A 26457-nucleotide genomic window follows, 5' to 3' on the forward strand; every position below is an offset into this window, starting at 1 on the left:
TTGCTGCGCACAGTGGAGCGATTTTGACAGGATGCGTTGACCGTATGGCGGCCGGGGCTTCCGTCCGTGCATGCCCATCGCCGATGATGTACAGCAGAATCCGGTCGCCCGGAGCTGCGCTACACCGATACACAGTTATGGAGATGTGCCGCGTGGGAGACCCTGGCACGCGACGGAGGTGCCGACCATGAGCGCCGAGACCTCCGTGCCCCGTCCCCGGGAGTCGGGTGTGGACATCTCAGACTCCGGCCTGTTCAAGGGCCTGATGTCGGAGGCGGAGTTCGCCTTCGCCTTCTTCGACCCCGAGGGTCGCTTCGAGCGGGCCAACGAGGTGTTCAGCGATGTCGTCGGCGTGCCCGCGGACCGGCTGGCCGGCCGTACCCCTGCCGAGACCCTCACCGCGGACCTCAGCCAGCTGATCACGCACGCCGTCCAGGGCGTCGTGGAGAGCGACGGCCCCGTCACCGAGGGCCGCGTGCGGGTGCGCACGACCGAGGGCGACACCAGGCACTGGTCGCTGTCGTTCTCGCCCGTCCACGACGAGCAGGGCGAGCTGTGCGCCGTCGCGCTCGTCGGCGCGGACGTCACCGAGAGCCGTCAGACGGAGGAGGACCTGCGGCGCAGCGAGGAGCGCTACCGCTCGCTCGTCGAGGCGCAGTCGCAGCTGGTGTGGATCACCTCGCCCACGGGCGCGGTCGTCGAGGATGCGCCGCAGTGGCGCGCCATCACCGGCCAGGGCCTGGAGGAGTACCTCGCCCACGGCTGGCTCGAGGCCGTCCACCCCGACGAGCGCCAGCACACCGAGGAGGTGTGGAAGGAGGCGCTGCGCGGGCGCACCATGTTCGAGTGGAACTACCGCGTCCGCACCAGGGCCAGCGGCTTCCGCCACTTCGAGGTGCGGGCAGTGCCGATCATCAGGCACGGGCGCGTGGTCGAGTGGGTCGGCGCCAACACCGACGTCACTCCGCAGCGCGAGGCCGAGGAGATGCGCGGCAGGCTGACCGACCAGCTCGGCGCGGCCGCGCTGCGCACGGCCAGACTCCAGGGCGCCACCGCGATGCTCGCCGAGGCACTGACGGTCGAGCAGGTGGTGCAGGTCATCATCGACGTCGGCCGTACGGCACTGGCCGCCGACCGCTCGGCGGTCGCGCTGCTCGACCTCGACAGGGCCGTGCTCAAGCTGGTCAACGGCGGCGGCGTGCCCGAGGCGCCGGGCGCCACGGGCGAAGAGGTGCCGCTGTCGCACTCCAGCGTCCTCACCATGGCGGTCAACAGCCGCCGCCCCGTCTTCGCCGAGTCGCCCGAGAGCCTCAAGGCCCAGCTGCTCGACGCCGGAGGCGACGAGGACGTGCTGACGGCCTTCCTGGCCCACAGCGACGAGCGGGCCTGGGTGGGGCTGCCCCTGCTGGCCGCTGGGCGCGCGCTCGGCGCGCTGCGCTTCTCCTTCACCAGGCCGCAGAAGATCTCGCAGGAGGACGGCGTCTTCCTGGAGGCACTGGCCGGACAGTGCGCGCTGGCCGTCGAGCGGGCCACCCTCTTCGAGCGCGAGCACCGCACCGCCGAGACGCTCCAGCGCAGCCTGCTGCCCGACCGGCTGCCCGTCGTCAAGGGCCTGGTGCTGGCTCAGCGCTTTCGTTCGGGCAGCCGCCACGTGCAGGTCGGCGGCGACTGGTACGACGCGTTCGTGCTGCAGGACGGCAGGGTCGCCGCGGTCGTCGGCGACGTCATGGGCAAGGGCGTCAAGGCCGCGGCGGGAATGGGCCGCATCCGCAACGCCATGCGCGCCCTCGCGCTGACCAATCCGCCGCCCGCGGCCGTGCTGACGGGACTCGACAGGGTCTTCGACGCCACCGAGGAGGAGGAGCAGGTCACCACGCTGGCGTACATGGTCGTGGAGCCCGGCACCGGCGAGGGCACGCTGGCCCTGGCCGGGCACCCGCCACCCGTGCTCGTCTCGCCGCAGGGCACGGCGATCCTGTGCGACGCCGAGCCCGGCACGCCGCTCGGCTGGCCGACCTCGCGCCGGCAGTTCAGGTTCGTGGTGCCGCCAGGACACACCGCCGTGCTCTACTCCGACGGCATGGTGGAGAACCGCAAGCGGGGGCTGGACGCGGGACTCGCGGAACTTTGCGCGGTTGTGACCGAAGCGCCACCTGAGGTCGTAAACAATCCGCACATGCTCCTAGATTTCCTCGTAGATCGCATGTTGTCCGGTTATGAGCAGGACGATGACGTCACCGCGCTCGCGATTCACGTTCCCGCGGCCACGAAGAGTGACTGAATGAAACAGTCATAAGGGTTGCTTTCGGGTATCAGTGCACCGCTTCCGTACGCACTACTGTTCCGGTCGGCCTAGGGTGGAGGTCAACCGCCGGGAGGTGGCCGTATGGAGTGCCGGGTCGTGCCAGAATGCTGGTTGGTCCGTTTGCGCTCCGCACGGCCGCACAGATCTCCTAGAGAGGCATAGCCCCCCAGCGGGCATCTGGGTCCATTGTCGCCACGCGTTCGTTCGAGAGGTGTTCGTGTCGCCTGCAAGTTCGACTCGCTCGAAGCCATCAGAGCTGAACGAGCCCGTCATTCAGCGACTGCTCGAGCGTGGGCGCTCGCAGGGGTTCCTCGAGTCCGAGGATGTCCGTCAGGCCTTTGAGGAGGCGGACATCCCCATGTCGCAAGCCGCGGGGGTCCTGCGGACGCTCAGCAAAGAGGGCGTCGTCGTCCGGCTGACCGCCGCTGACTCGGCGGCTCCGAAGAAGTCTCGTGGTCCAGCAAAGCGCCGTACCGCTGCCCCCGTCAAGACGAGAACCGCAGCGGCCGCAAAGGAGCAGCAGCCGGAGACCGTAACCGCGGTCGTAGCCGCTGAGGCAGCCTCCGCAGAGGGGCCCGCCGCGAAGAAGGCCGAGCCCGCCAAGAAGGCCGCTCCTGCGGCCAAGAAGGCGGCAGCGCCTGCCAAGAAGGAAGCCAAGCCCGAGTCTCCCGCCAACGGGCCCGCATCGGCCAAGCCGAAGGCGGCCGAGGGCGTCGACGAGGACGACATCGACCTTGAGGGCGATGTCGAGCTCGAGGATCTGGACGACCTGGAAGAGGTCGAGGTCGAGGTCGAGGCGGAAGCCGAGACCGAGACCGAGACCGAGGAGGAGCCCGACGAGGAGCCCAAGCCCGAAGTCGTCGTCACCAGCGACGACGAGGTGCTGATCCTTTCCGACGACGACGATGACGCCCCCGTGGCGCAGGTCGCCGCCGCGGGCGCCACCGCCGACCCGGTCAAGGACTACCTCAAGCAGATCGGCAAGGTCCCCCTGCTCAACGCCGAGCAGGAGGTCGAGCTGGCCAAGCGCATCGAGGCGGGCCTGTTCGCAGAGGAGCAGCTCGGCGGCGGCGAGGTCGACAAGCTGCCCGTCGACGTCAGGGCCGAGCTCGAGTGGATCGCCGAAGACGGGCGCAGGGCCAAGAACCACCTGCTGGAGGCCAACCTCCGACTGGTGGTCTCGCTGGCCAAGCGCTACACCGGGCGCGGCATGCTGTTCCTGGACCTGATCCAGGAGGGCAACCTCGGCCTGATCCGCGCCGTGGAGAAGTTCGACTACACCAAGGGCTACAAGTTCTCCACCTACGCCACGTGGTGGATCCGCCAGGCGATCACCCGCGCCATGGCGGACCAGGCGAGGACCATCCGCATCCCCGTCCACATGGTCGAAGTGATCAACAAGCTGGCCAGGGTTCAGCGGCAGATGCTGCAGGACCTCGGCCGCGAGCCCACGCCCGAGGAGCTGGCCCGCGAGCTGGACATGACGCCCGAGAAGGTCGTCGAGGTCCAGAAGTACGGCCGAGAGCCCATCTCGCTGCACACCCCCCTCGGTGAGGAGGGCGACAGCGAGTTCGGCGACCTCATCGAGGACTCCGAGGCCATCGTTCCGGCCGACGCCGTCAGCTTCACGCTGCTCCAGGAGCAGCTCCACTCCGTTCTCGACACGTTGTCGGAGCGGGAAGCGGGCGTCGTGTCGATGCGGTTCGGCCTCACCGACGGGCAGCCGAAGACGCTGGACGAGATCGGCAAGGTCTACGGGGTGACGCGTGAGCGCATCCGGCAGATCGAGTCGAAGACGATGTCCAAGCTTCGGCACCCGTCACGCTCTCAGGTTCTGCGCGACTACCTCGACTAGGTGTCGCGACGGAACAGGGGTGCGGTCCGCATGGACCGCACCCCTGTTTCTTTGTCCGGGTGACTCTCCGCCGGATCGGACATGGGCAGGCGCTGCTCCCTGCCTCCCTCCGGGGCGTGGGAGGCCTCAGGGGCTCTCAGGTGACGTCCACGTCGATCCGGCCGGGAGCGAGCCGTACGGCGTAGCCCAGGTCGTCCAGGACCTTCACCAGCTCGTCGGGCGTCGCGGGATCGGCGGCGCTCTCCAGCAGCCTTCTGGCGATCTCGCCACGGGTCGCCTTGGCCATGTGGCTGACGACCTTGCCGTCCTTCAGCACCCGCACCGCCACCCCGCGCGCACCCGCCTTCCACGCGCCCGCGTACGTGGACGAGCGCATGTCGACGGCCAGCCCGGGCATCCGGTCCATCTCCTTGGTCACCAGCGGCCGCCAGAACGCCGCCAGACCGCCCAGCGCCGGCAGGTTGACCCCCATGGACAGCCGGTACGGCGGCACGCGGTCGGTGATCCGCAGCACGCCCCACAGCCCCGAGAAGATCACGACGGACTCCTCGGCCCTGGTCCTGGCCTTGTCGTCCAGCGTGGCCAGGCCGAGGTTGTCGTAGAGGACGCCGGTGTAGAGCTCGGCGGCGGGTAGCGTGGCGGCCGTCTTGAGCGCCAGGTTCTTGTCCAGCTCGGCGGACTGGCCCTGGCTGAGGCCGAGCACGTCGAGGGCGTCGCGGCGCTTGGAGGCTCTGACGAGGGCGTTCACCACGCGGGTGCGCGGCCTGGCGAGGGTGGGGAAGGACAGGTCGCCGACGGCCTGACCGGTGCCGTGGGCGGCCTTGCCTTCGGACGGCGGGAGCAGAATGAGCACGGGTACGGGTTTACCACCTGGGCGGCTGACGTGCGACGTTGCGGGGCTCAACCGGAGTCGCGCTGGAATGGCGTGCTTGGACGGGCCGGTGGCGGTGACCACGGGGGGCTCGGCTGTGCGTGCCGTACCGGATGGTCGGAACGCTAGGCTGCACGGATGGATTTCGACCTCCTGGTGGACGAGGCCTGGCCGGCGCTCGAACGCGTCGAGCTGGACGGATGGACGCTTCGCCACGCCGAAGGGGTGACCAAGCGGGCCAACTCGGTGCGGGTCACGGGCGCGCCGGCCGATCTCGGCGGCGCCATCGAGGCAGCGGAGGCGTTCTACGCGGCCAGGGGTCTGCCCGCCGTCTTCTCCCTGGGATCCCGCGCCGCGGCTCTCGACCCCGTGCTGGAGGAGCGCGGCTACCGCCTGGTCGACCCCGTGCTGGCCATGGTGGCGCCCTCGAACCCCGCCCCTGCCGCCCACGAGGTGCGCGTCGAGGACGCGCCCTGGCAGGGCTGGCTGGAGTCGTGGTGGGCGGTCGACGGCCGCTACGGCGACGGCATCGAGGTGGCCGCCAAGATCTGCACCGGCGTGCCCGCCTGGTACGCCGCGGTGGAGGAGGACGGCGTGGCGCTGGCCGTCGGCAGGGGCGTGCCCCAGGGCGACACGCTGGGCATCTACTGCATGGCGACGCTACCGAGGGCGCGCCGCCGCGGCCTGGCGCGCAGCGTCCTGCGAGCGCTGGTCCGGCACGCGGGCCTGGCCTCGGCCTATCTCGTGATGAAGGCCGACGACCCGGCGGCCGCGGAGTTCTACCGCAGTGAGGGGTTCGCCGATGCCGGCGGCTACCACTACCGGGTCGCATGACAACGAAGGCGGCGAACCCGGAACACCGGGCCGCCGCCTGCGCTTCATGCCATATGGGGTTATGTCATCAAGACGAACGCCTCATCAGCGCTCGTCGGTTCGTGCGGTTGAAGGGGTTTCGCTGAGCCGAGCCGACTCGTCCAGGATTTCGGCGCCCTTCTCGCGCAACACGGCCACGTGCTGACGCCCATGGTGGGCGCAGAACAGCAGCTCCCCGCCAACGGGCAGGGTCGCGCGAATGTAGGCCTGGGCGCCGCAACGGTCGCAACGGTCGAGGGCCGTCAGCGGCTTAACGGGGGCGAGAGCTCCAGTCACGTATCGCCTTTCGGGTCACCCCCGCCGAAGCGAGGATCTGGCGTCAGTCACTTGAGACAACATCTAACCGGACCTGGACGTTCCCAATCACCACCTCGCTACGCCCAGAGCGGAATATGGCCGAAGGTAACGCTGGACGCGCCGTTGGTAACGTCAAACGTGACCTGATGGCAAGCTTGTACGCGCGCGGACGGGAAGAACGGTAAGCTACGCACACGTGTTCGATGCTTGACCAGAGGAGCTGGAGTGACGGTAGTGGAGGCGGGTTACACAGCTCGTCACCTGTCGGTGCTTGAGGGCCTCGAGGCGGTCCGCAAGCGCCCCGGGATGTACATCGGGTCCACCGACAGCCGCGGGCTCATGCATTGCCTCTGGGAGATCGTGGACAACGGCGTCGACGAGGCGCTGGCAGGCCACTGCAGCCGCATCGAGGTCGAGCTCCACGCCGACGGCTCGATCGAGGTGCGCGACGACGGCCGTGGCATCCCGGTCGACATCGAGCCCAAGTCCGGCCTGCCGGGCGTGGAGCTCGTCTACACCAAGCTCCACGCGGGCGGAAAGTTCGGCGGCGGCTCCTACGCGGCCTCCGGCGGCCTCCACGGCGTCGGCGCCTCCGTGGTCAACGCGCTGTCCTCCCGCCTCGACGTTGAGGTCGACCGCGACGGCCAGATCCACCTGATCAGCTTCAGGCGCGGCGTGCCCGGCGTGTTCGACGGCGAGGGCCCCACGGCCAAGTTCAAGAAGAAGTCCGGCCTGCGCGACGGCGGCAAGCTGCGCAAGAACGTCACGGGCACCCGCGTCAGGTTCTGGGCCGACAAGCAGATCTTCCTGCCCGACGCCGAGGTCTCGATCGACGAGATCCACGTACGGCTGCGCCAGACGGCCTTCCTCGTGCCTGGGCTGACGCTCGCCCTCATCCACGAGGGCAAGACCGAGGAGTTCCGCTTCGACGGCGGCATCTCCGAGTTCACCGAGTTCCTGGCCCGCGACGAGGCGGTCTGCGAGGTCCTGCGCATGCAGGGCGTCGGCCACTTCCACGAGACCGTGCCCGTCCTCGACGACCAGGGCCACATGACGCCCACGGAGGTGCAGCGCGAGCTCACCGTCGACGTGGCGATCCGCTGGGGCAAGGGCTACGACTCGACCGTCCGCTCCTTCGTCAACGTCATCGCCACCCCCAAGGGCGGCACCCACGTCACGGGGTTCGAGCGCGGCCTGGTCCGCACGCTCAACGAGCTGCTGCGCGAGACCAGGCTGCTGAAGAACGGCGACGATCCCGTCACCAAGGAGGACATCCTCGAGGGCCTGACGGGCGTGGTGACCGTCCGGGTGCCGGAGCCGCAGTTCGAGGGCCAGACCAAGGAGGTCCTCGGCACCTCGGCGGCCACCCGCATCGTCTCCCACGTCGTCTCACGCGAGCTCAGGGAGCTGTTCACCAACCCGCCGCGCGGGTTGAAGCAGCAGCAGCGCGCCGCGCTCGAGAAGATCGTCGCGGCCGCCAAGGCGCGCATCGCGGCCCGCGAGCACCGTGACAACCAGCGGCGCAAGAGCGCGCTGGAGAACTCCGCGCTGCCCGCCAAGCTCGTCGACTGCCGCAGCGACGACGTCGACCGCAGCGAGCTGTTCATCGTCGAGGGAGACTCCGCGCTCGGCACCGCCAAGCTCGCCCGCGACTCGGAGTTCCAGGCGCTGCTGCCGATCAGAGGCAAGATCCTCAACGTACAGAAGGCCTCCGTGGCCGACATGCTGAAGAACGCCGAGTGCGCCGCGATCATCCAGGTGGTGGGCGCGGGCTCGGGGCGCAGCTTCGACATCGACGCGGCCCGCTACGGCAAGATCATCCTGATGGCCGACGCCGACGTCGACGGCGCGCACATCCGCTGCCTGCTGCTGACCCTCTTCCACCGCTACATGCGGCCGATGGTCGAGGCGGGGCGCGTCTTCGCGGCCGTGCCGCCGCTGCACCGCATCGAGCTGACCAACCCCGGGCGGGGGCAGGAGAAGTACATCTACTGCTACTCCGACGCCGAGCTGCACAAGGTGCTGCGGGATCTCGAACGGCGCGGCAAGCGCTGGAAGGACCCGGTGCAGCGCTACAAGGGTCTGGGCGAGATGGACGCCGATCAGCTGGCCGAGACCACGATGGACCCCCGCCACCGCATCCTGCGCCGTGTCCGCATCGAGGACGCCGAGGCGGGCGAGCGCATCTTCGACCTGCTGATGGGCAGCGACGTGGCACCGCGCAGGGAGTTCATCGTGAGCAGCGCGGCCGAGGTCGACCGGGATCACATCGACGCGTAAGGCAGGCTTCCGCCGTAGATGCCCTGACAGAATGAATTCTGTCGTGTACGCGTTGTGAAAAGCGCCCCTGGATCGTTTCGGATGAGCTGTGGGAGCGGGTCGAGCCGTTGATGTCGAAGGGGGATCGCCACTATCGGCACCCCGGGCGCGAGCGGCTCGACGACCGTAGGCTGCTGTGCGGGATACGCATCCGCTGGGAGATCGGCGACGAGATCCATGAAGCCTTCATGGATCTCGCTCTCGCGATCGTCTGCTGGCGACGCCTCCGACCAGCGTGATCCGAGGCGGGCCTCCCTACAGCCGTGCTGCGAGACGTTCCCGGAATGGGGTGTAATCGCAGGCAGGGAACAGTCTGGGGAATACCTCCAGCATGTTACGCAGATTCGTCACGATGTCATGGAAGTAGGGTTTCCCCAGCTCAATGTCGGTGAACAGGAACTCCCAGCCGCGAGTCCCCTTGGTGGCGAGCAGGGCGTCCACGTACTCACCGTAGGTGAGGTCGAGCTTTACGTGGGTGCAGGGGTACGGGTGACTGGGGTACAGCTCGGTGTCGGCATGCTCGTCGTCGAACCAGATCTCGACCGGACTGGCATCTGGCTGCACGCGCAAGTGGGTCAAGTGGCCGTTCCCCGAACCCCGAGAGCCCGCGATGCACCGCAGCTGAGAAAGAAAGCGGCGTTGGAACTCTGTGGTCGGGTAGCGAATGGGTGGACCCTCGCCCTGTTCGACCACGTCCAGTAGGGGAAACACATCGATCTCGCCGTGGACGAGGGGGAGCGGCCCGGTCGTCTTCCATGCGATGAAGAACTCCGAGAACCTGAGCTGGTGAGACACGAGCCCCCCGGCCATGGACACGTTCTCCCATTCGGGGAGGTACTCAGCCAGATCATCACCGATCGCCGGGCGTAGCTGCTCGTCCAGCCCCACGCTGTAGACCTCGAAGTGCTGGCTCCGTCGGATCTCCTCAAAGGAGTCCAAGTGCAATCGCTCGTACGAGGTGAAAGCCTCCATAACCCGCCTCCACTGGTCAAACTGCTGACATGGGCATGATGCCAGCCTGTGGCCCCGAAGATCCCGGATCCACCAGATCAGGAAGAGTTGGCGGGCAGAGGTCATTCTGTTAGGAGCTGTCAAGCGGCTCCGTCCTGCCCGTGGGGGAGCCCTGACTTCCCCACGCTGCGTCGTCGTGCCGGTGGCGCGCAGTCGGCGCGGCTGGACCAACCGCGAGACTCACCGTGGGGTGTCGTGCGTGGAGGGGCTCGGCCTCGGTGAGATGCCACGCGCTACCGGTCCGAGCTAGGCGGGTTCGACTCCCGAGATCCGGTACCTGCTCACCTCGGCGTCGCGGATCTGGGTTGTTCGCTCGCCGGAAGGGCCCTCGCCGCGGAAGCGTTCGAGGTCCTCGTCCGTCTCCCAGCGCTCGTACACGTTGATCCTGTCCGGTTCGAGGAGGTCGGCCGAGAGCGCGAAGTCGAGACAGCCGGTGGCGGCTCTGGCGAGCTTCAGGACCTCCCTGCATCCCGCCAGGTAGGCGTCGCGCGCGTCGGCGTCCACGTAGAGCTTCCCGGAGATGATGATCACACTGGGCTCCTCACCGGATCTGGTGCCTTCCTGGCGGTGGGCGTGGCCTCGATGCTCACCTTGATGCCGTCGCGATCATCACGGGTGGTCGCGACGTGGGCGTTTGCGGAGGATTGGGGGTTGACGGGAGCCGTGGGGGTGCTGTGAGCTCCGCCGTACGGGGGTCAGGGGACTTCGACCGGCATCAGCTTGCCGGTGTGGACGTCGTAGATCGCGCCCCCGATCGGCATGTCGGGCGGCAGGAAGGGGCTCGTCCGAATCCGGGTCAGGTCGTGACGTAGTGCCGCGTCCTGGTCGGGCACCGTGTGGAACTCCAGGCTCCTGGTGTCCACGCCGCGTGCCTGGGTCAGCGCGTGCACGTCGGCGTCGGTGACCTTCGCCATGCCGCAGTCGGTGTGCGGCATGACGAGCACGCGCTCCACGCCCAGCAGGTACACGGCCAGCACGAGTGTCCGCAGGACGTCGTCGGTGACCCTCGCGCCGGCGTTGCGAAGGATCTTGGCGTCACCCGCGCGCAGGCCGAGCAACCCCAGTGGGTCGATACGGGAGTCCATGCACGTCACTACGGCCAGGCCGCGCGCCGCCTTACCGGTGAGGCCGGAGTAGGCGAACGTCCGCGCGTATATCTCGTTGGCGGAGAGCAGGTCGTCGAACGCAGTCATGCCTCGATGATTCCGCATGACCGTTTCATGATGGTTTCCGGGGGCGGGTTGGCGAGCAAGTTTGCGAACGCCCCACCATCCTCGCTCACTTTGCGTGATGATGTTGTAGCCCAACGTGTGTGATCAAAGAGGATGACGTGAGTAGGACCGAATCACTCGGCGCGTACCTGCGCGCTCAGGGGCGCCGCCGGTTGGACCGGGTCGAGGTGTCCGATGACGGGCGCAACGCCCGGTGCGCGCTGGCGTTGCTCGACGCCGCGGCCTACGCCGAGAGCCTCGCCGAGGACGATCCGATCGTCGAGATGCTGGAGCAGGCGGGATGTTTCGGGCCACTCGGGTTCGACGAGTTCTCTCCTGGCGAGGAGGCTGCTCGCTTCATCCGTGAGTGGGTGGGCAGTGAGCCGCACGAGCTCCTTCTCGCCCTTCCCGCCGTCGCGGCGTCCGCCTGACACCCGGGGCTGAGGGTCGCGGTTCACCCCGCACGGGTCGGCACGGGCACCCCTCCTTCACGTCCATGCCGTCCGCCCTCAGCTCCGGGCCTTTCACCGCAGTCCGGAATGCACTCTGCAGCGGGCTGCCCCCGATGGCTCTCCCCTGAGACTGGTCTCGGGAGAGCGGGCGGCCCGCGTGGATGAAGGCCGGTGTTGAGGAAGGGTCTCTGGGCCTTTCCTCGGGCTTGGGTCCGGCTCCGGGTCGTTGGTTGGTCCTGAAAGCCCCTCGCATGACGGTCGTACGCGTGGGAAGGGAAGCGTCATGGCAGGAATCGCGCGGATGCGCTCGACGGTCATTGACTGCGCCGACCCCCAGACCCTGGCCAGGTTCTACGCCGAGCTGGTCGGCTGGGAGATCTCCTCGGACGACGGCGACTGGGTCGTCGTCAGCGACGGCGGACGCTTCCCTCGGCTCGCCTTTCAGCAGGTGGAAGACTACCGGCCGCCGGTATGGCCAAGTGCCGAGATGCCGCAGCAGTTCCATCTCGATGTCACCGTGGACGACATGGACAAGGCCGAGGCCCAGGTCCTCGCACTGGGGGCGACGAAGCACGAGTTCCAGCCGAGCGAGGAGGACGACTTCCGCGTTTTCCTGGACCCGGCCGGGCACACGTTCTGCCTGTGCGTCGGCGAGGACGGCTGACCGACGCCAACCAGGGCCCTGTCATGGCGGGCATTCAGGGCGCTGCTCCCGTTCGAAGCCGGTTGCCGGAGGCACTGGCGCGCGGCTCCATGGACTGACATCTAATCCGCGCGAGCTATCCGATCAAGTCCGCGCATCCAGTGACGTCCCTTCCGCGCTCACAATGTCTCCCGCGAGTGACGGACTGAGGCGTTCCGGCGCCGCACACGGCACGCCAGGAAAGATCCGTCATCGTGCGTCGCGTATCCCGAGAATGTATGTCGCGGTAAGCGCAACGGCACGGTCTTCGTCATGAGACAGATCTGCGAGGGCTCGTGACGCTGTGGTGCCCGGGATGTCCGCGAGCGCCTGTGTCAGCCGTCGACGTGCAGACGATTCAACGGTGCCGTGGGCGAGGCGATCAACGAGCCTGTCAGCGATCTGATCCGCCAACGCGGGACGACTCGCCAGCGCGCTCAGGGCGTCGGCTGCATCGACGTCATTCGTCCCCTCGACGACGATATCGATGAGCGTCGGGATCGCGTCGGCTACTCCACGTGCCCCGAGTGCCAGAGCTGCATACCTGCGGACCACGATGTCGGGGTTCGTGAGGGCGTCCTGCAGCAGTGTGGTCGCCTCACCGTTCGGAATCTCGGCGATGGACTGGACGGCACGTTTGCGCACCTCGGCTACTGGTGAGCCGAGGCCCTCCGCCAGCAGCGCAAATCCGTCATCGCCCGATTGCGCCAAAGCCCATCGAAGGGCTCCGGCGACGTTCGGGTCCGTCTCGCTCAGCGCTGCCTCGACCAGTGCTTCCACTGGCATCGGAGCCTCTTCGACTGAGGACAAGGCCGCGCGCTGGCGCTTATCGGCGCTCTTTGACCCCAACGCCTGCAGGAGTGCGACGATCTGGAGGACGTCCTCCCAGCCGGCGGGTTCCACGGCGTCGATCCGACGCAGTCGCGTGAGCAGCTCCGTCTCAGCCGCAATGCGTTCTCGCGTCTGGCGGATGAGGTCGTCGACGAGCTCTGAGGGCGTGAAGTCGGGATCATCGAGCGCGCGCCTGACTTCACGCAGCGACAGCCCCAATGACCGCAGGCTCTCGATTTGGAAGATCCGCCGGATGTCCTCGCTGGAGTACTCTCGATAGCCTGCGTCGGTACGACCCGTTGGCCGCACCAGGCCGAGCGAGTCGTAATGCCTGAGCATGCGGGCACTGACCCCGGACCGTCGTGCCACATCACCGATCAACACTGCCCATCACTCCTCCTTGCTGGTGCTGCCGAGGGCTACGACGCGCTTGGCCTCCTCGATCGCGAACTCGAATCCGGCATCCGGGTCGCGCAACAGCCGTTCCGTGGCGATCGCGTGGGCGCGCACGCGCGGGTCGAGATCTGTCATCGCAGCGCTCAGCGTGGGCACAATCACCTCACCGAGCGCGATCAGCGCCCGGCTGAGGCTCAGCTGCATCTCACGTTCGCCGCGCCCGAGCTGTGTCGACAACACTGCGGCCAACTCGGGCTCTTCACCTTCGGGCACGAGCACGACCGCTGCCCGCCAAGCGCTCCGCGCCACCTCATCGTCGGCGTCGGACAGAAGCGCCCGTGTGATCGCCGGCCACGCTTGCCGATCCCCGATCTTGGACAGCGTGTGCAGCGCCTGGCTTCGTGCCTGCGCACACTCCGAGCGGAGTTCCTTGAGAAGCTCTGGAACCGTCATGGATGCTGAGTGGCGGGTGAGTGCCCACGTCAGCATATCGCGCACATAGAATTCGGGTTCGATCGCGCATCGTTCGATGAGCTTGTCGATGAACTGCGGGTCAGGGGTCGTACCGACCGCCATCGCCGCCCGCAGCCGCACTGACGAGCGGCTGTCCTCCAGCCCCTGGAAAGCTCGAATCGTATCCACGTCTTGTTTCTGCATGGTCATCGGGACCACCTCCTTGGCAACAGTGAAGACCTTGTCACTGTGTCAAGGTCAAGCGGGATCACGCCGCAAGATCACCAGGCACCCTGGCCCCCACTCGGGTCCACATCACCGAGTGCAAGGTAGCTCTGTGTGGCGGTGATGACGGTGTGTGATTCGCAGAAATGGTCATCGGTCCTGGTAGGCGGACGCGGAAATCCTGGTCGATGGCCACGTATCCTATTGATCTTGCTCGTGTGCCGGAATCGGGTACCAGGATGTCGTCAGAAGGCGCTGAGATCGAGCAGAAGGCGCTGAGATCGAATGGAAGGGTTGGTCGGGAACGGGCAATCACTGGTGTCTACCGTCCCCGGTGAGAGAGACCCCTGCATGACAACGTTCCTCGACGGAGCTGTCGCCGATCCCGAGCGATTCTCCGTCCTCTTCGATGCCCACTACGAGGAGATACGCCGCTATATCGGCCGCCGCCTCGACCTCGACATCGCCGAGGACCTCGCCGCCGAGACCTTCCTGATCGCCTTCCGTCAGCGTGACAACTTCGACGCCGCCAAGGGCGGCATCAGAGCGTGGTTGTACGGCATCGCCACCAACCTCATCGGCAGGCACCGGCGGGCCGAGATGCGGCGATACAGGGCACTGGCCAGATCGGGGCCACCTGCCGACGACGGCCACGACCAGCGGGTGGTGGATCGGGTCGCCGCGCGGGTGACCGTACAGAAACTCTCGGCCGCGCTGGCCGGGCTGTCGCGCGGGGAGCGTGACGTGGTGCTGCTCGTCGCGTACGGCGAGCTGACCTACGACGAGGTGGCCGCGGCGCTCGGCGTCGCCTACGGCACCGTCGCCTCCCGGCTGAGCCGGGCCAGGACCAAGCTGCGTGACGCGTTGGGAGTTGAGGTGTGATGAAGGAGTTCCAGCTCATCGACGAGGTGATGCCGGGTGTGCCGCCCGCCGACCACGCCAGGATGGCGGCGGCCCGCGCCAGGATGCCGGGCGGCGCCCCGCGGCCGCGCCGACCGGCCTGGCCCAAGATGGTGCTCGCAGCGGTGGCGGTCAGCGTGGTGATGGTCGGCGGCTTCGTGGCGGTGCCCCTGCTGCGCGGAACGGGCGTCGAGACGGCCGCGATGCCCGATCCGCGCGCGGTGCTCGACGCGGCGGCCGACCGGCTGGCCGCGCGCCCCCTGGGCACGGGCGCCTGGTGGCGGCGGGAAATGGAGCAGGTGTCGCGGGTCAAAACCCCGGTCTACACCGTCGAGAAGCGGGTCAAGGACGTGCTGTGGGCGAGCCCGGAGCACGGGTACCGGACGCAGCGCGGACCCATCTTCGCCAAACCGCTCACCCCCGCCGACGAGCAGGCATGGAAGAAAGCCGGCTCGCCCGACCTCTGCGATGGCTGCCAGATGGGCAAGACCTACTTCACCCCGCTGAAGCTGACGCACAAGCCCGCGACGGAGCTGCCCACCGATCCCGAGGCGCTCAAGGCCGAGATGCTGCGGGCCAACACCGACGACAACCCGGAGGCGTGGCTCTGGGGCGCGAGCCAATGGCTCCTCCTCGACCTCGAAACCACTCCGGGCACCAGGGCCGCGCTCTACCGCGTGCTCGCCGACCTGCCGGGCGTCCGGGTGGAGGACAACGTCACCGACATCGACGGCCGCACCGGGATCGCACTGACGTACGGCAACGCACCCACACGTCAGGAGATCATCATCGACCGGGCCAGCGGCGAGCTGCTGGCCGTACAAGAGGAGCTGTCTGACAAGGGCAAGGCGTTCGCCGCGTACGTGGTCAAGCGGCTGGGCTGGACCGATGACCCGGCGCCCAAGGAGTCGCGGTTTTCCTAGCGACCCGGCTGGCCCTGGTATTTGGCCGGTTCGCGGGCGAACCGGATGGACACCAGGGCACGATCGACGTCGCGTCCATCAAGATCTGGCTCCGCGATCCCGTCCCATGATCCACGGAACACGGCCTGACGACGAACTACCGGCGCAGGACGCCAGAGGCGTGGGTCTTGGCGGGTGTTTCGTGGCTGGTCCATGCAATGTCGTCAACCGCCAGAAATGGCTCGCCGGCCACGGTCGCGGGGGTGACTCCGGTGAACGCCACGACGTCTCGATGCAGGTGGGACTGGTCGGCGTAGCCGCCGTCGGCCGCGACTCGGGCTGCGTCTTGTCCCGCGACCAGGCGGTGGGCGGCATGGTCGAAGCGGACCAGCTTCACGGCGCGCTTGGGCGGCAGGCCGATCTGCGACCGGAACCGGGACCACAGGCGCTTACGGCTCCATCCGAGTTCGGCCGCCAGTCCGTCGACCCGTACCAGGCCGCGGCTGGCGACGATCCGCTGCCAGGCCCAGGCCACCTCCGGGTCCACCGGCGGCCCCGCCTCATGCCGGCGGGCGAGCAGCGCGTCCGTCAACGCGAAGCGATCCTGCCACGAGGAGACATCGCCCAGTTGCTCACGGATCCGTGACGCCTCCCGGCCCCACAGGTCGCCCAGGGCCACCACGGCGCCGTCGAGGTCGGCGGGGGAGACGCCCAGAACCGCGCGGGCGATCGCCGGGGACAGGCGCACCTGCACGCACTCGACGTTCTCACCCCGCGCCCGGACCGAGCCGCCGGAGCCGAGCCCGAGCCCGGCGACGATACTTCCCCGCTGCTGCCGCCCGGCGGCATAGTCCATGACGGGCGAACCAGCGCCGAACTCCAGGAGCACCGTCACGGCCGGGTGCGGGACCATCCGGAGCGCGTCCAGCTCACGGACCCGGAACCCGGCCATGGTGACACCGGCCACCCGGCTGGGCCGCTGCGGGCATGCCACGCCCCACACAGCCGCGCCGTGCACGAATGTCCGCACCGCCCCATGCTACGCGGGCCGATCGAGGGGAACATTCGTCCAATCCACCGGCGCGCACCGGCGGCGACAGTGGCCTCATGACCATTTCTGACGGCGGACCGCACGTGAACGGCAGCCCCGAGGCCACCGAGAGCTCGACCCTGTCCCTGGACGACGGCACCATCTACGTGTGCCAGGACGGCCCCCGCGACGCTCCCGCACTCCTGCTCATCCACGGGTCCGCCTCCTCGACCCGCTCGTGGGACCCGCTGGTTCCGATGCTGACCAGATCCCATCGCGTCATCCGGATCGACCTGCTCGGGCACGGCCGGTCAGCCAAACCGGCCGACCGCAGCTACGAGATCCCCGACCAGGGAAACCGGGTCGGCGTGGCACTGGACCGGCTCGGCGTCAAGCATGCCATCGTGGTCGGCCATTCCTCCGGCGGCTACAGCGCCACGGCCCTCGCCGAGCAACGACCCGACCTGGTGACCGCGCTCGCGCTCATCAACACCGGACCCAGCCTGGACGCCTTCATCGCATCGGAGTCCGCCGCCATCGGACCCTCGCAGTGGCCGCCGACCGATGAGCAGATCCGCCAGTTCGCGAGCACCGGTTTCAGCCGCGCGGGCTACCAGATCCCCCAAGAGCTCCTGGACGAAGTGCGCAGTATGACCTACCACACGCTCACCATGACCATGAAGGCGTCCCGCGACTACCTGGAGCAGCAGGCGCTCCCGGATCGGCTGACGCCCCTTGGCAAGCCGCTATTGGTGATCTTCGGCGAGGACGACCGCAGATGGCGATCCTCATCCGCCGCCGGCTACCGCACCGTTCCGGGCGCGAAAGTCGAGTTGCTGCCCGGCCTTGGACACTCACCCAACCTCGAGGATCCGCCGCGGACCGCCGCACCTCTCCTGGCCTTCGCCGCGATCCACGCCGCGCAGACGGACTGAACGAGACAACGGGGCCGACCTACCTCGGGGTGCTGGTCAGCGGGTGGCCTGGGTCAGCAGGTCCACCGCCTTCCTGAGGTGCCCCGACGCCAGCTCGTGATCGGCCAGCGCCTGCAGGTCCTTACGGCGGCCGCCGGCCTGAGCCACGTCCCTGGCCACCGACACCACCACGTCGTCCTGCGCGAACGTGTCACTGTTCGACCGTTCGAGCAGCGCCGCCGACACCCCGAGCGCCGTCAGCACCACCCGGGAGTCGCGTACCGTCCCGTCGGCGTTCCAGTTGCGCGAGACCAGCGCCACGCCGAGCGCCGCCGCGGCCGCCCGGGAGACCGGGTCACCCTTGGCCAGCGAGTCACGTGCCGCCTTCAGCCTGGACCTGGACTGCTCGGTGCGCAGTCCCCAGCCGTAGGGGAAGAGCGGGTCGTAGGCGGCGTCACCGACGTTGATCGGCAGCTGCTCCGCCGTACGGAACCAGGTGAAGGGCAGCCTTCCCGTGTACGGCACGGCACCGAAGAGCGGGTCGCTCACGCCCGCCCCCTCGGAGCCCGGCAGCCACGAGGCGACGACCGCGTCCACGCCGGACAGGTCGCCGAGCGAGAGCGGACGTCCCGACACGACGAGCACGACGCACTTGAGCGCCCCGCACACCCTGTCGACGGCCGCGCGGTCGGCGGCTGAGAGGTCGAGCGTGCGGCCCTGGCGGCCGACGTCGCCGAACCCCTCGGCGTATGGGCGCTCGCCCACGACGACCACGCCCACGTCGTGCCCGGCCAGCGGCGCGGACGCGTCGGCGGAGTGGGTGACGGAGGCGGCGCGGGAGCGGATGCCCTGCAGGATCGTGGTGCCCTGGGTGATGGGCCCTGGCGAGCCCTGCCAGCTGATCGTCCAGCCGCCCAGCTGGTTGCCGAGGTCGTCGGCGTTCGAGCCTGCGACGTAGACCTTCGCCGAGGGGCGCAGTGGAAGCAACCCGCCGTCGTTCTTGAGCAGCACCTGCGACTTGGCGGCGGCGGTGCGGGCCACGGCGCGGTGCGCCGCCGAGCCGACGTCGGGCAGGTCGCCCCTGTCGGCGAAGGGGTGCTCGAACAGGCCGAGGGCGAACTTCTGGGTGAGGATGCGCGCGACGGCGTCGTCGATCCGCGACTGCGCCACCCGGCCGGCGCCGACCTCGGCGGTCAGCGCCTCGATGAAGCCCGTGTAGGCGTAGGGCACCATGATCATGTCGAGGCCGGCGTTGATCGAGGTGCGCACGTCGCTCGCGTAGTCGCCGGGGATCTGGTCGATGGCCTGCCAGTCGCTGATCACGAAGCCCTTGAAGCCGAGCCGTTCCTTGAGCACGCCGGTGATCAGCTCCTGGTGGGCGTGCATCTTGGTGTCGCCGACGCTGGAGAAGGACGGCATGACGGTGCCGACGCCGCGCTTGACCGCCTCGACGAACGGCGCGAGGTGGACGGCCTCGAGCTCGGCCCTGTCGCCGGTGAAGACGCCCTGGTCGATGGTGTAGTCGCCGGTGGTCGACGAGCCGTAGGCGGTGCCGCCGTCGGCCACGTAGTGCTTGGCCGTGGCCAGCACGCCGTTCTTCTGCAGGCCGGTCACGATGGTGGCCATGCGCGAGACCAGCGCGGGGTCCTCGCTGAAGGACTCGTAGGCCCTGCCCCAGCGGTCGTCGCGGGAGACGCACAGGCACGGCGCGAAGTCCCATGGGATGCCGGTCGCCTTCACCTCCTTGGCCGTGGTCCTGCCCGCCTGTTCGACGAGCGCGGGGTCACGGGTGGCGCCCAGGCCGACGTTGTGCGGGAAGATCGTCGCGCCGACCACGTTGTTGTGGCCGTGGACGGCGTCGACGCCGTAGATCAGCGGGATCTGCAGCCTGGTCTGCTGGGCGCGCAGTTGGTAGCCGTCGACCATGTCCGCCCAGCCCTTGGGCGTGTTGGCGGCGGGCGCGGAGCCGCCGCCCGACAGCAGCGAGCCGAGCAGGTAGGTGGCGATGTCGTCCTGCTTGGCCAGCGCGCCACGCTCGGCCTGCGTCATCTGGCCGACCTTCTCGGCCGGCGTCATGCGCCCCACCAGGTCGGCGACCCGCTGCTTCACGGGCTTGCCTGCGTCGAGGTACGGCAGGCCGTGCGCGTCGATCACCACGACCGCGTCGTCGGCGGGCGCGGTGACGCCCTCGCCGGACAGCACGATCGGGATGGTCTCGGCGACCTCGGCCTCGGGGTCGCCCTTGGTGGTGACGGTGAAGGTCCTCACCGTCCCGGCGGGCGAGCCGGCGGGAAACACCAGCGTCCCCTCGGCGGGCGTGTAGTCGGAGCCGGCGGTCGCCGTACCCGATCCGGTCGCGTAGTGGACGGTCAGGTCGGCCGGCGGGACGGCGGAGATGGCGACGCCGACCTGGGCGGAGCCCTTCTCCTTGACCGGGTAGACGGGCGCGGTCGTGGTCAGGCGCACGGGCCGGGGTGGCGCGGTGCCGTACACCTGGACATCGTCCCAGAGCAGGGTGCCCGAGGAGCCGGACGGCAGGCGCATCGAGTAGCCCCACATCGTCTCCAGGTCGAGCTGCCCGTCGGTGGGGGCGCCGCCCGGCTGGTAGTCGCCGCGCCTGACGAAGTCGGCGAACTTCACCTCGATCCGCCGCCAGCCCGCCTCGGTGTCGGTGAACGACGACTCGAACAGCTCCGAGCTGCCGGGCCCGCCACCGCCGTCCTTGATCTCGAAGAAGATCTTCTGGCCCGATCCGGTTCCCTTCACCGAGAACGCGAAGCCCTCGTAGGGTGTCCAGTCCTGACCGGCGGGAAGGTCGTGCGACCAGCCGCCCCACTGGCTGACGTTGTAGACCGTCTTCAGCGCGCGGCTGGTGTCGGTCTCGATGGTCAGCGTGGGCGTGGACGCGCCGTCGTTGCCCCAGGCGACGACGCCGGGCGGCAGCGTGTCGCTCTCGAAGTCGGTCACGGTCAGCGGGGCGGCCGCGTGCGCGGCGGGGGCGAGACAGGTGGATAAGAGCAGCGCGATCGCGCTGAGGGCGCCGATGCGTCGGGGGGTCACTGCGCCTCCTGGCCTAAGAGAGCGCTCTCTTGAGCGCACCATCCTGAATTCAAGGGGTGAGGGAACTTCACGTCAAGGCGTTCTTCCGGATCACGTCACGCAACCAGAGCGCGCTCTCCTTCGGGGTACGGCGCTGCGTCGCGTAGTCCACGTGCACGATGCCGAACCTGGGCGCGTAGCCCCACGCCCACTCGAAGTTGTCCAGGAACGACCACACCAGGTAGCCGGTCAGCGGAGCGCCCTGGGCGATCGCCGCGTGCGCGGCGGCCAGGTGGTCGCGCAGGAAGACCAGCCGGTCGGCGTCGTCCTCGAACGCGGCGCCGTTCTCGGTGATCATCAGGGGCGTGCCCGGATAATCGCGGTGCAACCTGACCAGCAGGTCGGTCAGTCCCTCGGGGGCGATCGCCCAGTCCATGGCGGTGCGCGGCAGGTCGGGCTCGGCGAAGCCCACGCCCTCGCTGCCGGGGAAGGCGGGGTTGGGCGGCTGGCCGATCGTGGTGTTCACCCAGGTCGGACGGTAGTAGTTCACGCCGAGCAGGTCGATGGGCGCGGCGATGACGGCGGGGTCGCCCTGCCGTACGTGCTCGAGGCCCGAGAACCTGTCGATCACCGGCAGCAGGTCCTCGGGGTAGGAGCCGCGCAGGATCGGGTCGAGGAACAGCCGGTTGTGCAGGCCGTCGATCCTGCGGGCCGCCTCGCCCTCGCCCACGACGGGCGAGAGGTTGAGCGTGATCGACAGCTCCCTCGCGCCCGCCTCCCGCAGCGCCTGAACGGCGAGGCCGTGCGCCAGCAGCAGGTGGTGCGCGGCCACGAACGCCGCTCCAGGCTCGGTACGGCCGGGCGCGTGCGCGCCGCCGGCGTAGCCGAGGAAGGCCGAGCACCACGGCTCGTTCAGCGTCGTCCACGTCCTGACCCTGTCGCCGAGGCGGGCGTGCACGGCCGAGGCCAGGTCGGCGAAGTGGAAGGCGGTGTCGCGCTGCGTCCAGCCGCCCAGCTCCTCCAGCGTCTGCGGCAGGTCCCAGTGGTAGAGCGTGACCATCGGCTCCACGCCGGAGGCCAGCAGCTCGTCGACGAGCCGGTCGTAGAAGTCCAGGCCGCGCGGGTTGACGGGGCCGCCGCCGTCCGGCTTGATCCGCGGCCACGAGATCGAGAAGCGGTAGGTCGGCAGGCCGAGCTCGGCCATCAGCGCGACGTCCTCGCGGTAGCGGTGGTAGTGGTCGCAGGCGACGTCGCCGGTGTGGCCGAGGCGGACGCGGCCAGGGGTGCGGGCGAAGGCGTCCCAGATGGAGGGGGCGCGGCCGTCCTCCGTGGCGGCTCCCTCGATCTGGTAGGCCGCGGTGGCGGCCCCCCACCGGAAGCCGTCGGGAAAGCGCAGTTCCTGGGTCATCCCTTGAGGGCTCCTTGCATGATTCCTGCGATGATCTGCTTGCCGAACAGCGCCGCCACGATGAGCAGCGGGATCGTGGCGACGGTCGTGGCCGCCAGGGTGAAGGAGTAGTCGACGGAGTAGCCGCTGGAGATCGACGACAGGCTCACCTGGACGGTCGGGTTCTCGGGGGTGAGGACCACCAGGGGCCAGAAGAAGTCGTTCCACGCGTTCATGAAGGTCAACATGCCGAGGACCGCGGCCGCGGGCCGGGCCAGCGGCAGCACGACCCGCCAGAACAGGCCGAACGTCGTGCAGCCGTCCACCCTGCCCGCCTCCAGCAGCTCGGTCGGGATGGCGGCCGACAGGTACTGCGCCATGAAGAACACGCCGAACGCGCTGATCAGGTTGGGCGCGATGACCGCGTACAGGGTGTCGATCCAGCCGACGTTGGCCATGAGCATGTACAGGGGGATGATCCCGAGCTGCGTCGGCACCATCATGGTCGCCACGACCGCCAGGTAGAGCCCGTTGCGTCCGCGGAAGCGCAGCTTGGCGAACGCGAACCCGGCCAGCGTCGACAGCAGCACCACGCTCACCGTGATCGACGAGGCGACGATCGCGGAGTTGAGGAGCGCGGTGGCGAAGGGGACCGTCGTGAAGACCCGCTCGATGTTGGTGATCAGGTTGCCGCCCGGCAGGAACGGCGGAGGCACCTGGCCGAGCGCCGAGTTGTCCAGCGAGCCGACCACCGCGCTGTAGTAGAGCGGGAAGGCGGAGAAGAACGCGATGGCGATCAGCGTCAGATAGGTCAGGCGGCCGGGCCTGGGCAGGCCCCTGCGCTTGACCTGGACGAGGGTCTGGGTGAGTGTCGCCATCAGCTGCTCCGGATCCTGCGGACGAACAGGTAGTTGATCCCGGCCGCGATGACGATCACGATGAACATCAGCCAGGCGGTCGCCGAGGCGTAGCCGAAGTCGAACCTGCCGAACCCCGCCTCGAACAGGTAGAGGGTCAGCGTCTGGAACTGGTGATCGTTGCCGCCTGTCGGCATGCCGCCGCCGAACAGCAACGGCTCGGCAAGCATCTGCATGCCGCCGATCGTCGAGACGATGACGGTGAAGATGATCGTCGACCTGATCGCCGGGATGGTGATCTTCCTGAGGCGCTGCATCGAGGTGGCCCCGTCGATGATCGCCGCCTCGTGCAGCGACTGCGGTACGGCCTGCATCGCCGCCAGGTAGATCAGCGCGTTGTAGCCGGTCCAGCGCCAGATGACCATGGTCGCGATGGCGATGTGCGAGGTCGCGGTCCCGGCGGCCCAGTCGATCTGGCCCACGCCGAACAGGCCGAGGATCCAGTTGACGACGCCGTAGTCACGGCCGAACAGCTGGCCGAAGATGATCGCGACGGCTACCACACTGGTGATGTTGGGCAGCAGCATGCCGACCCGCCAGAACGTCTGGCCGCGCAGCCTGCCGTTCAGCACGTGGGCCAGGACCAGTGCCATGAGCAGCTGCGGCACGGTGGACAGGATGAGGATGGAGACGGTGTTGAACAGCGCGTTCCAGAAGTAGGAGTCGCTGAGGAGGGTGAGGTAGTTCTCGAGGCCGAGGAAGGTGTGCTGGTCCTCCAGCAGGCTCCAGTCGTGCAGCGAGACCCAGCCGGTGTAGAGGATGGGGAAGGCGCCGAGGGCGGCGAAGAGCACGAAGAACGGCAGGATGTAGGCGTAGGGGGACGCCTTGACATCCATCCGGTACAACCACGATCGGATCACGAAATTTCCTCCCAAACTCGGGCGGCCTCACGCGGGCCGCCGTAGTCGGGTGTCTTGCGAGGGGACAGGGCGGAGCCGGGTGTGTCCCCTGACGCGGGACACACCCGTCGGGCGGCGCTAGAGGATCTTCTTGACTTCCACCATCGCCTGGTTCCAGGCGTCGTCGGGCGACTGCTTGCCCTGCTCGACCCGCCCCAGCGCGTTGTTGATCGCCGTGTTGATGTCACCGGCCTTCGGCCCGAGGTACTGCGCCTTCATCGTCGCCACCGACTCGGCGAAGATCTTGCCGACCGGCGCGTTGTTGAAGAACGGGTTCTTGAAGTCGGTGATGACCGGGTCGTTGTAGAGCGCGGTGGTGGAGGGGAAGTTGCCCTTGTTCCTGAAGACCTTCGCCTGCTGCTCGGGCGCGGTCAGCCAGGTCGCCAGCTCGAACGCCTTCTGCTGGTTCTTGCCCTGCTTCGGAAGGGCCAGGAATGACCCGCCCCAGTTGCCGGTGCCGCCGGGGATCTTGGCGATGTCCCACTTGCCCGCGGCGTTCTTGGCCTGCTCCTGGATGAACCCCATCATCCACGACGGGCAGGCGATGGTGGCGAACGAGCCGCGCTGGAAGCCGGCGTTCCAATTGGCCGACCACGCGGCGATCTTCGCGGACAGGCCGGCGTTGATGGCCTCGATCGTCTTGTCGTAGGCGGCCCGCACCGCGGGGTTGGTCTCGACGACCACGGTGTCGTTGGTGTCGTACAGGCCGACGTCGGCCTGGCCGAGGATCGAGCGGTACATCACGACCGGACCGTCGAAGAAGGCGGTCTTGGGCAGCTTGGCCGCGGCGAACTTCTTGCCGGTCTCGATGTAGCCGTCCCATGTCGGCCACAGCGCGGAGACCTCGTCGCGGTCGGTCGGCAGGCCCGCCTGCTTGAACAGGTCGGTGCGGTAGCACATGGCCATGCCGCCCACGTCGGTGCCGAGCCCGATCTGCTTGCCGTCCTTGGAGAGCGAGGTCTGCCACTTCCAGTCGGGCCAGCGGCTCTTGAGCTTGTCGGCGCCCAGGTCGAGGAGGTTGGCGAACTTGTCGGGCTGGGCCTTGAACTGGCCGATCCAGCCCTCCTCGATCGCCTCGATGTCGGCCGCGCCCTTGCCCGTCGCCAGGTTGGTGGCGATGCGCCGGTGGTGGTCCTCGGCCGCGGTGACGCGCTCGACGATGTCGATGTCCGGGTGAAGCTTCTCGTACTCCTGGTACAGGCTCTGGTAGCCGAACTCGCCGAACGTGGCCACCACGAGCTTGGTCTTGGCGGTTCCCTGGCTGGTGGCGGAACCACCACCGCCGCCGCCACAGGCGGCGAGGGTGGCGACGAGCAAGGCGGTGACGGCTGGAGCGATCATTCCACGCATCGCGCAGCACCTCCGAAGTCGGGGGGAAATTGCCCAGACCATACGGCGGCTTAGATCGGACTTCAATATAAGACGTAAAAAAAGTCGAGTAACACTGCTGTAACAACCACCCGGTCGTCAGCGCAGGAAGCTCTCCACCACCAGCGTCGCCGCGCCGAGCGCCACCGCGTCGGGCCCGAGCTCGCCCAGCTCGATCGTGGTCTGCCCGTACGGCAGGGCGAGCGCGTGCCGCCTCGCCGCCTCGCGCAGCGCGGCCAGGTGCCTGCGGCCCAGCAGCAGCCCCGCCCACCCGCCCACGACGATCCGCTCGGGGTTGAACAGGTTGATCAGGTTGCCCAGGCCCGCCCCCAGGAAGGTGACCGTCTCCTCGACCACCCGCCTGGCCGCGGGGGAGTCGTCCTCCAGTAGCGCGGCCAGCGCGGTCTGCTCGTCGTCCGAGGCCACCGTGCCGCCCGCCTCGGCGTAGCGGCCGAGCACGCCCTCGGCGCCGACGTAGGCCTCCAGGCAGCCGAGCGACCCGCACCTGCACCTGCGCCCGCCGACGGCCACGGTCGTGTGGCCCCACTCGCCGGCGCTGCCCGTCGCGCCCCTGTAGGTGTCGGAGTCGGTGACGATGTTGGCGCCCACGCCCGAGCCCACCAGCGCGACGACGGCGTGCCTGGCGCCCCTGCCCGCGCCGAACCACAGCTCGGCCTGGCCCATGGTCTTGGCCCCGTTGTCGATGAACAGCGGCAGGTCCGTGCCCTGTCGCAGGAGCGCTTCCAGCGGGACCGACTCCCAGCCGAAGGTCTGGGCGTGGATGACAGGCCCGGGGCCCTGCTCGACGATGCCCGGCACCCCGATGCCGACGCCGAGCATGCGCTCGCTTCCCACGCCGGCCTCGGCGAGCACGACGTCGATGCCGGCCAGGATGTGCCTGGCCACCAGCTCCGCCTCGTGCCTGGCCGGGCGCAGCGCGTAGTCGGCCTTGGCGCGCTCGGTCATCGCCAGGTCGAACAGCTCGACCCGCACGTGGGTCTCGCCGACGTCCACGCCGATGGCGTAGCCGTGCTCGGGGTTGACCCGCAGCAGCACGCGGGGGCGGCCGCCGTCGGACTCCACCTGGCCCGCCTCCACGATCACGCCCTCGGCCAGCAGGTCGCCCGTCACGTTGCTGACCGTGGCCGCGCTGAGGCCCGTCGAGCCCGTCAGCTCCTGCCGGGAGGCGGGCCCGCCGAAGTAGAGCGCGCGCAGCAGCACCGCCCTGTTGCCCCGCCTGAGGTCTCTGACGGTCCTGCGCTGTGGTCCCGACATCATGGCCGCCATCCTCCCCGATCGCTGCGGCCATCTTAGGTCACG

Annotated in this window: 23 protein-coding genes; 9 read left to right on the forward strand and 14 right to left on the reverse strand. The window is 68.8% G+C overall.

Annotated elements, in window-relative coordinates; translation table 11 throughout:
- The first annotated feature begins 187 nt into the window (after window positions 1–187).
- Together AB0B45_RS04820 and AB0B45_RS04825 are read left to right on the forward strand one after the other, a co-directional pair.
- Entirely contained in the window at window positions 188–2281 is a 2094-nt protein-coding gene (locus tag AB0B45_RS04820) for a SpoIIE family protein phosphatase (RefSeq protein ID WP_358125337.1), read from the forward strand.
- Window positions 2282–2522: 241 nt separating this feature from the next.
- Window positions 2523–4160 carry an RNA polymerase sigma factor gene (locus AB0B45_RS04825; protein ID WP_358125341.1) on the forward strand — a complete coding sequence of 546 codons (1638 nt, stop codon included), beginning with the start codon at window positions 2523–2525 and terminating at the stop codon, window positions 4158–4160.
- A 136-nt stretch (window positions 4161–4296) separates the two neighbouring features.
- Here the strand turns inward: AB0B45_RS04825 and AB0B45_RS04830 are convergent, their stop codons facing one another.
- Window positions 4297–5013, reverse strand: a complete 717-nt coding sequence (locus AB0B45_RS04830; protein WP_358125343.1) for a peroxide stress protein YaaA — start codon at window positions 5011–5013, stop codon at window positions 4297–4299.
- A gap of 156 nt (window positions 5014–5169) precedes the next feature.
- Here AB0B45_RS04830 and AB0B45_RS04835 point away from each other — a divergent pair, with 156 nt between their 5' ends.
- On the forward strand, window positions 5170–5865 hold the full coding sequence (locus AB0B45_RS04835; protein WP_358125345.1) for a GNAT family N-acetyltransferase: 696 nt from the start codon (window positions 5170–5172) through the stop codon (window positions 5863–5865).
- Between the two features lie 84 nt (window positions 5866–5949).
- Here the strand turns inward: AB0B45_RS04835 and AB0B45_RS04840 are convergent, their stop codons facing one another.
- Window positions 5950–6180 (reverse strand): hypothetical protein, encoded by a 231-nt coding sequence (locus AB0B45_RS04840; RefSeq protein WP_358125347.1) that lies wholly within the window; start codon window positions 6178–6180, stop codon window positions 5950–5952.
- 246 nt (window positions 6181–6426) lie between these two features.
- Here AB0B45_RS04840 and AB0B45_RS04845 point away from each other — a divergent pair, with 246 nt between their 5' ends.
- Window positions 6427–8481, forward strand: a complete 2055-nt coding sequence (locus tag AB0B45_RS04845) for a DNA topoisomerase IV subunit B (protein WP_358125349.1) — start codon at window positions 6427–6429, stop codon at window positions 8479–8481.
- Window positions 8482–8775: 294 nt separating this feature from the next.
- On the opposite strand, the gene AB0B45_RS04850 is transcribed toward AB0B45_RS04845, so the two are convergent.
- The 3 genes from AB0B45_RS04850 to AB0B45_RS04860 all read right to left on the reverse strand — a co-directional run bounded on the left by AB0B45_RS04850 (window position 8776) and on the right by AB0B45_RS04860 (window position 10724).
- Complete coding sequence (locus AB0B45_RS04850) at window positions 8776–9492, reverse strand: hypothetical protein (RefSeq protein WP_358125352.1); 717 nt, start codon at window positions 9490–9492, stop codon at window positions 8776–8778.
- A 285-nt stretch (window positions 9493–9777) separates the two neighbouring features.
- A complete protein-coding gene (locus AB0B45_RS04855; protein ID WP_358125354.1) occupies window positions 9778–10062 on the reverse strand; it encodes an antibiotic biosynthesis monooxygenase family protein in 285 nt (94 codons plus the stop codon).
- Window positions 10063–10226: 164 nt separating this feature from the next.
- On the reverse strand, window positions 10227–10724 hold the full coding sequence (locus AB0B45_RS04860; protein ID WP_358125357.1) for a carbonic anhydrase: 498 nt from the start codon (window positions 10722–10724) through the stop codon (window positions 10227–10229).
- Window positions 10725–10861: 137 nt separating this feature from the next.
- On the opposite strand from AB0B45_RS04860, the gene AB0B45_RS04865 reads away from it, so the two are divergent.
- Both AB0B45_RS04865 and AB0B45_RS04870 read left to right on the forward strand, forming a co-directional pair.
- Window positions 10862–11173, forward strand: a complete 312-nt coding sequence (locus AB0B45_RS04865) for a hypothetical protein (protein WP_358125359.1) — start codon at window positions 10862–10864, stop codon at window positions 11171–11173.
- Between the two features lie 304 nt (window positions 11174–11477).
- Window positions 11478–11858, forward strand: coding sequence for a VOC family protein (locus AB0B45_RS04870; RefSeq protein ID WP_358125363.1), 381 nt, complete (start codon window positions 11478–11480; stop codon window positions 11856–11858).
- A gap of 228 nt (window positions 11859–12086) precedes the next feature.
- On the opposite strand, the gene AB0B45_RS04875 is transcribed toward AB0B45_RS04870, so the two are convergent.
- Window positions 12087–13091, reverse strand: coding sequence for a HEAT repeat domain-containing protein (locus tag AB0B45_RS04875; protein ID WP_358125365.1), 1005 nt, complete (start codon window positions 13089–13091; stop codon window positions 12087–12089).
- 6 nt (window positions 13092–13097) lie between these two features.
- The gene (locus tag AB0B45_RS04880; RefSeq protein ID WP_358126257.1) at window positions 13098–13760 is read right to left on the reverse strand and encodes a HEAT repeat domain-containing protein; all 663 of its coding nucleotides are present in this window, start codon (window positions 13758–13760) and stop codon (window positions 13098–13100) included.
- 372 nt (window positions 13761–14132) lie between these two features.
- On the opposite strand from AB0B45_RS04880, the gene AB0B45_RS04885 reads away from it, so the two are divergent.
- Entirely contained in the window at window positions 14133–14663 is a 531-nt protein-coding gene (locus AB0B45_RS04885) for an RNA polymerase sigma factor (protein ID WP_358125368.1), read from the forward strand.
- Window positions 14663–15604, forward strand: a complete 942-nt coding sequence (locus AB0B45_RS04890) for a CU044_5270 family protein (RefSeq protein WP_358125371.1) — start codon at window positions 14663–14665, stop codon at window positions 15602–15604. Before AB0B45_RS04885 ends, AB0B45_RS04890 begins: the two co-directional genes overlap by 1 nt.
- Window positions 15605–15740: 136 nt before the next feature.
- On the opposite strand, the gene AB0B45_RS04895 is transcribed toward AB0B45_RS04890, so the two are convergent.
- Window positions 15741–16613, reverse strand: a complete 873-nt coding sequence (locus AB0B45_RS04895; RefSeq protein WP_358125373.1) for a helix-turn-helix domain-containing protein — start codon at window positions 16611–16613, stop codon at window positions 15741–15743.
- A 77-nt stretch (window positions 16614–16690) separates the two neighbouring features.
- Here AB0B45_RS04895 and AB0B45_RS04900 point away from each other — a divergent pair, with 77 nt between their 5' ends.
- Complete coding sequence (locus AB0B45_RS04900) at window positions 16691–17548, forward strand: alpha/beta hydrolase (protein ID WP_358125377.1); 858 nt, start codon at window positions 16691–16693, stop codon at window positions 17546–17548.
- A gap of 36 nt (window positions 17549–17584) precedes the next feature.
- Here the strand turns inward: AB0B45_RS04900 and AB0B45_RS04905 are convergent, their stop codons facing one another.
- The 6 genes from AB0B45_RS04905 to AB0B45_RS04930 all read right to left on the reverse strand — a co-directional run bounded on the left by AB0B45_RS04905 (window position 17585) and on the right by AB0B45_RS04930 (window position 26415).
- Complete coding sequence (locus tag AB0B45_RS04905; RefSeq protein ID WP_358125380.1) at window positions 17585–20587, reverse strand: glycoside hydrolase family 3 N-terminal domain-containing protein; 3003 nt, start codon at window positions 20585–20587, stop codon at window positions 17585–17587.
- A gap of 67 nt (window positions 20588–20654) precedes the next feature.
- On the reverse strand, window positions 20655–21974 hold the full coding sequence (locus tag AB0B45_RS04910; RefSeq protein WP_358125383.1) for a GH1 family beta-glucosidase: 1320 nt from the start codon (window positions 21972–21974) through the stop codon (window positions 20655–20657).
- Window positions 21971–22831 (reverse strand): carbohydrate ABC transporter permease, encoded by an 861-nt coding sequence (locus AB0B45_RS04915; protein ID WP_358125386.1) that lies wholly within the window; start codon window positions 22829–22831, stop codon window positions 21971–21973. Before AB0B45_RS04915 ends, AB0B45_RS04910 begins: the two co-directional genes overlap by 4 nt.
- Entirely contained in the window at window positions 22831–23706 is an 876-nt protein-coding gene (locus tag AB0B45_RS04920) for a sugar ABC transporter permease (protein WP_358125389.1), read from the reverse strand. The genes AB0B45_RS04915 and AB0B45_RS04920 overlap by 1 nt, the downstream gene beginning before the upstream one ends.
- Window positions 23707–23847: 141 nt before the next feature.
- On the reverse strand, window positions 23848–25119 hold the full coding sequence (locus AB0B45_RS04925) for an extracellular solute-binding protein (RefSeq protein ID WP_358125392.1): 1272 nt from the start codon (window positions 25117–25119) through the stop codon (window positions 23848–23850).
- 117 nt (window positions 25120–25236) lie between these two features.
- Entirely contained in the window at window positions 25237–26415 is a 1179-nt protein-coding gene (locus AB0B45_RS04930) for an ROK family protein (protein WP_358125395.1), read from the reverse strand.
- Window positions 26416–26457 lie beyond the last annotated feature (42 nt).

Origin of the sequence: Nonomuraea sp. NPDC049152 (assembly GCF_040648355.1) — a bacterium.
GTDB lineage: Bacteria > Actinomycetota > Actinomycetes > Streptosporangiales > Streptosporangiaceae > Nonomuraea.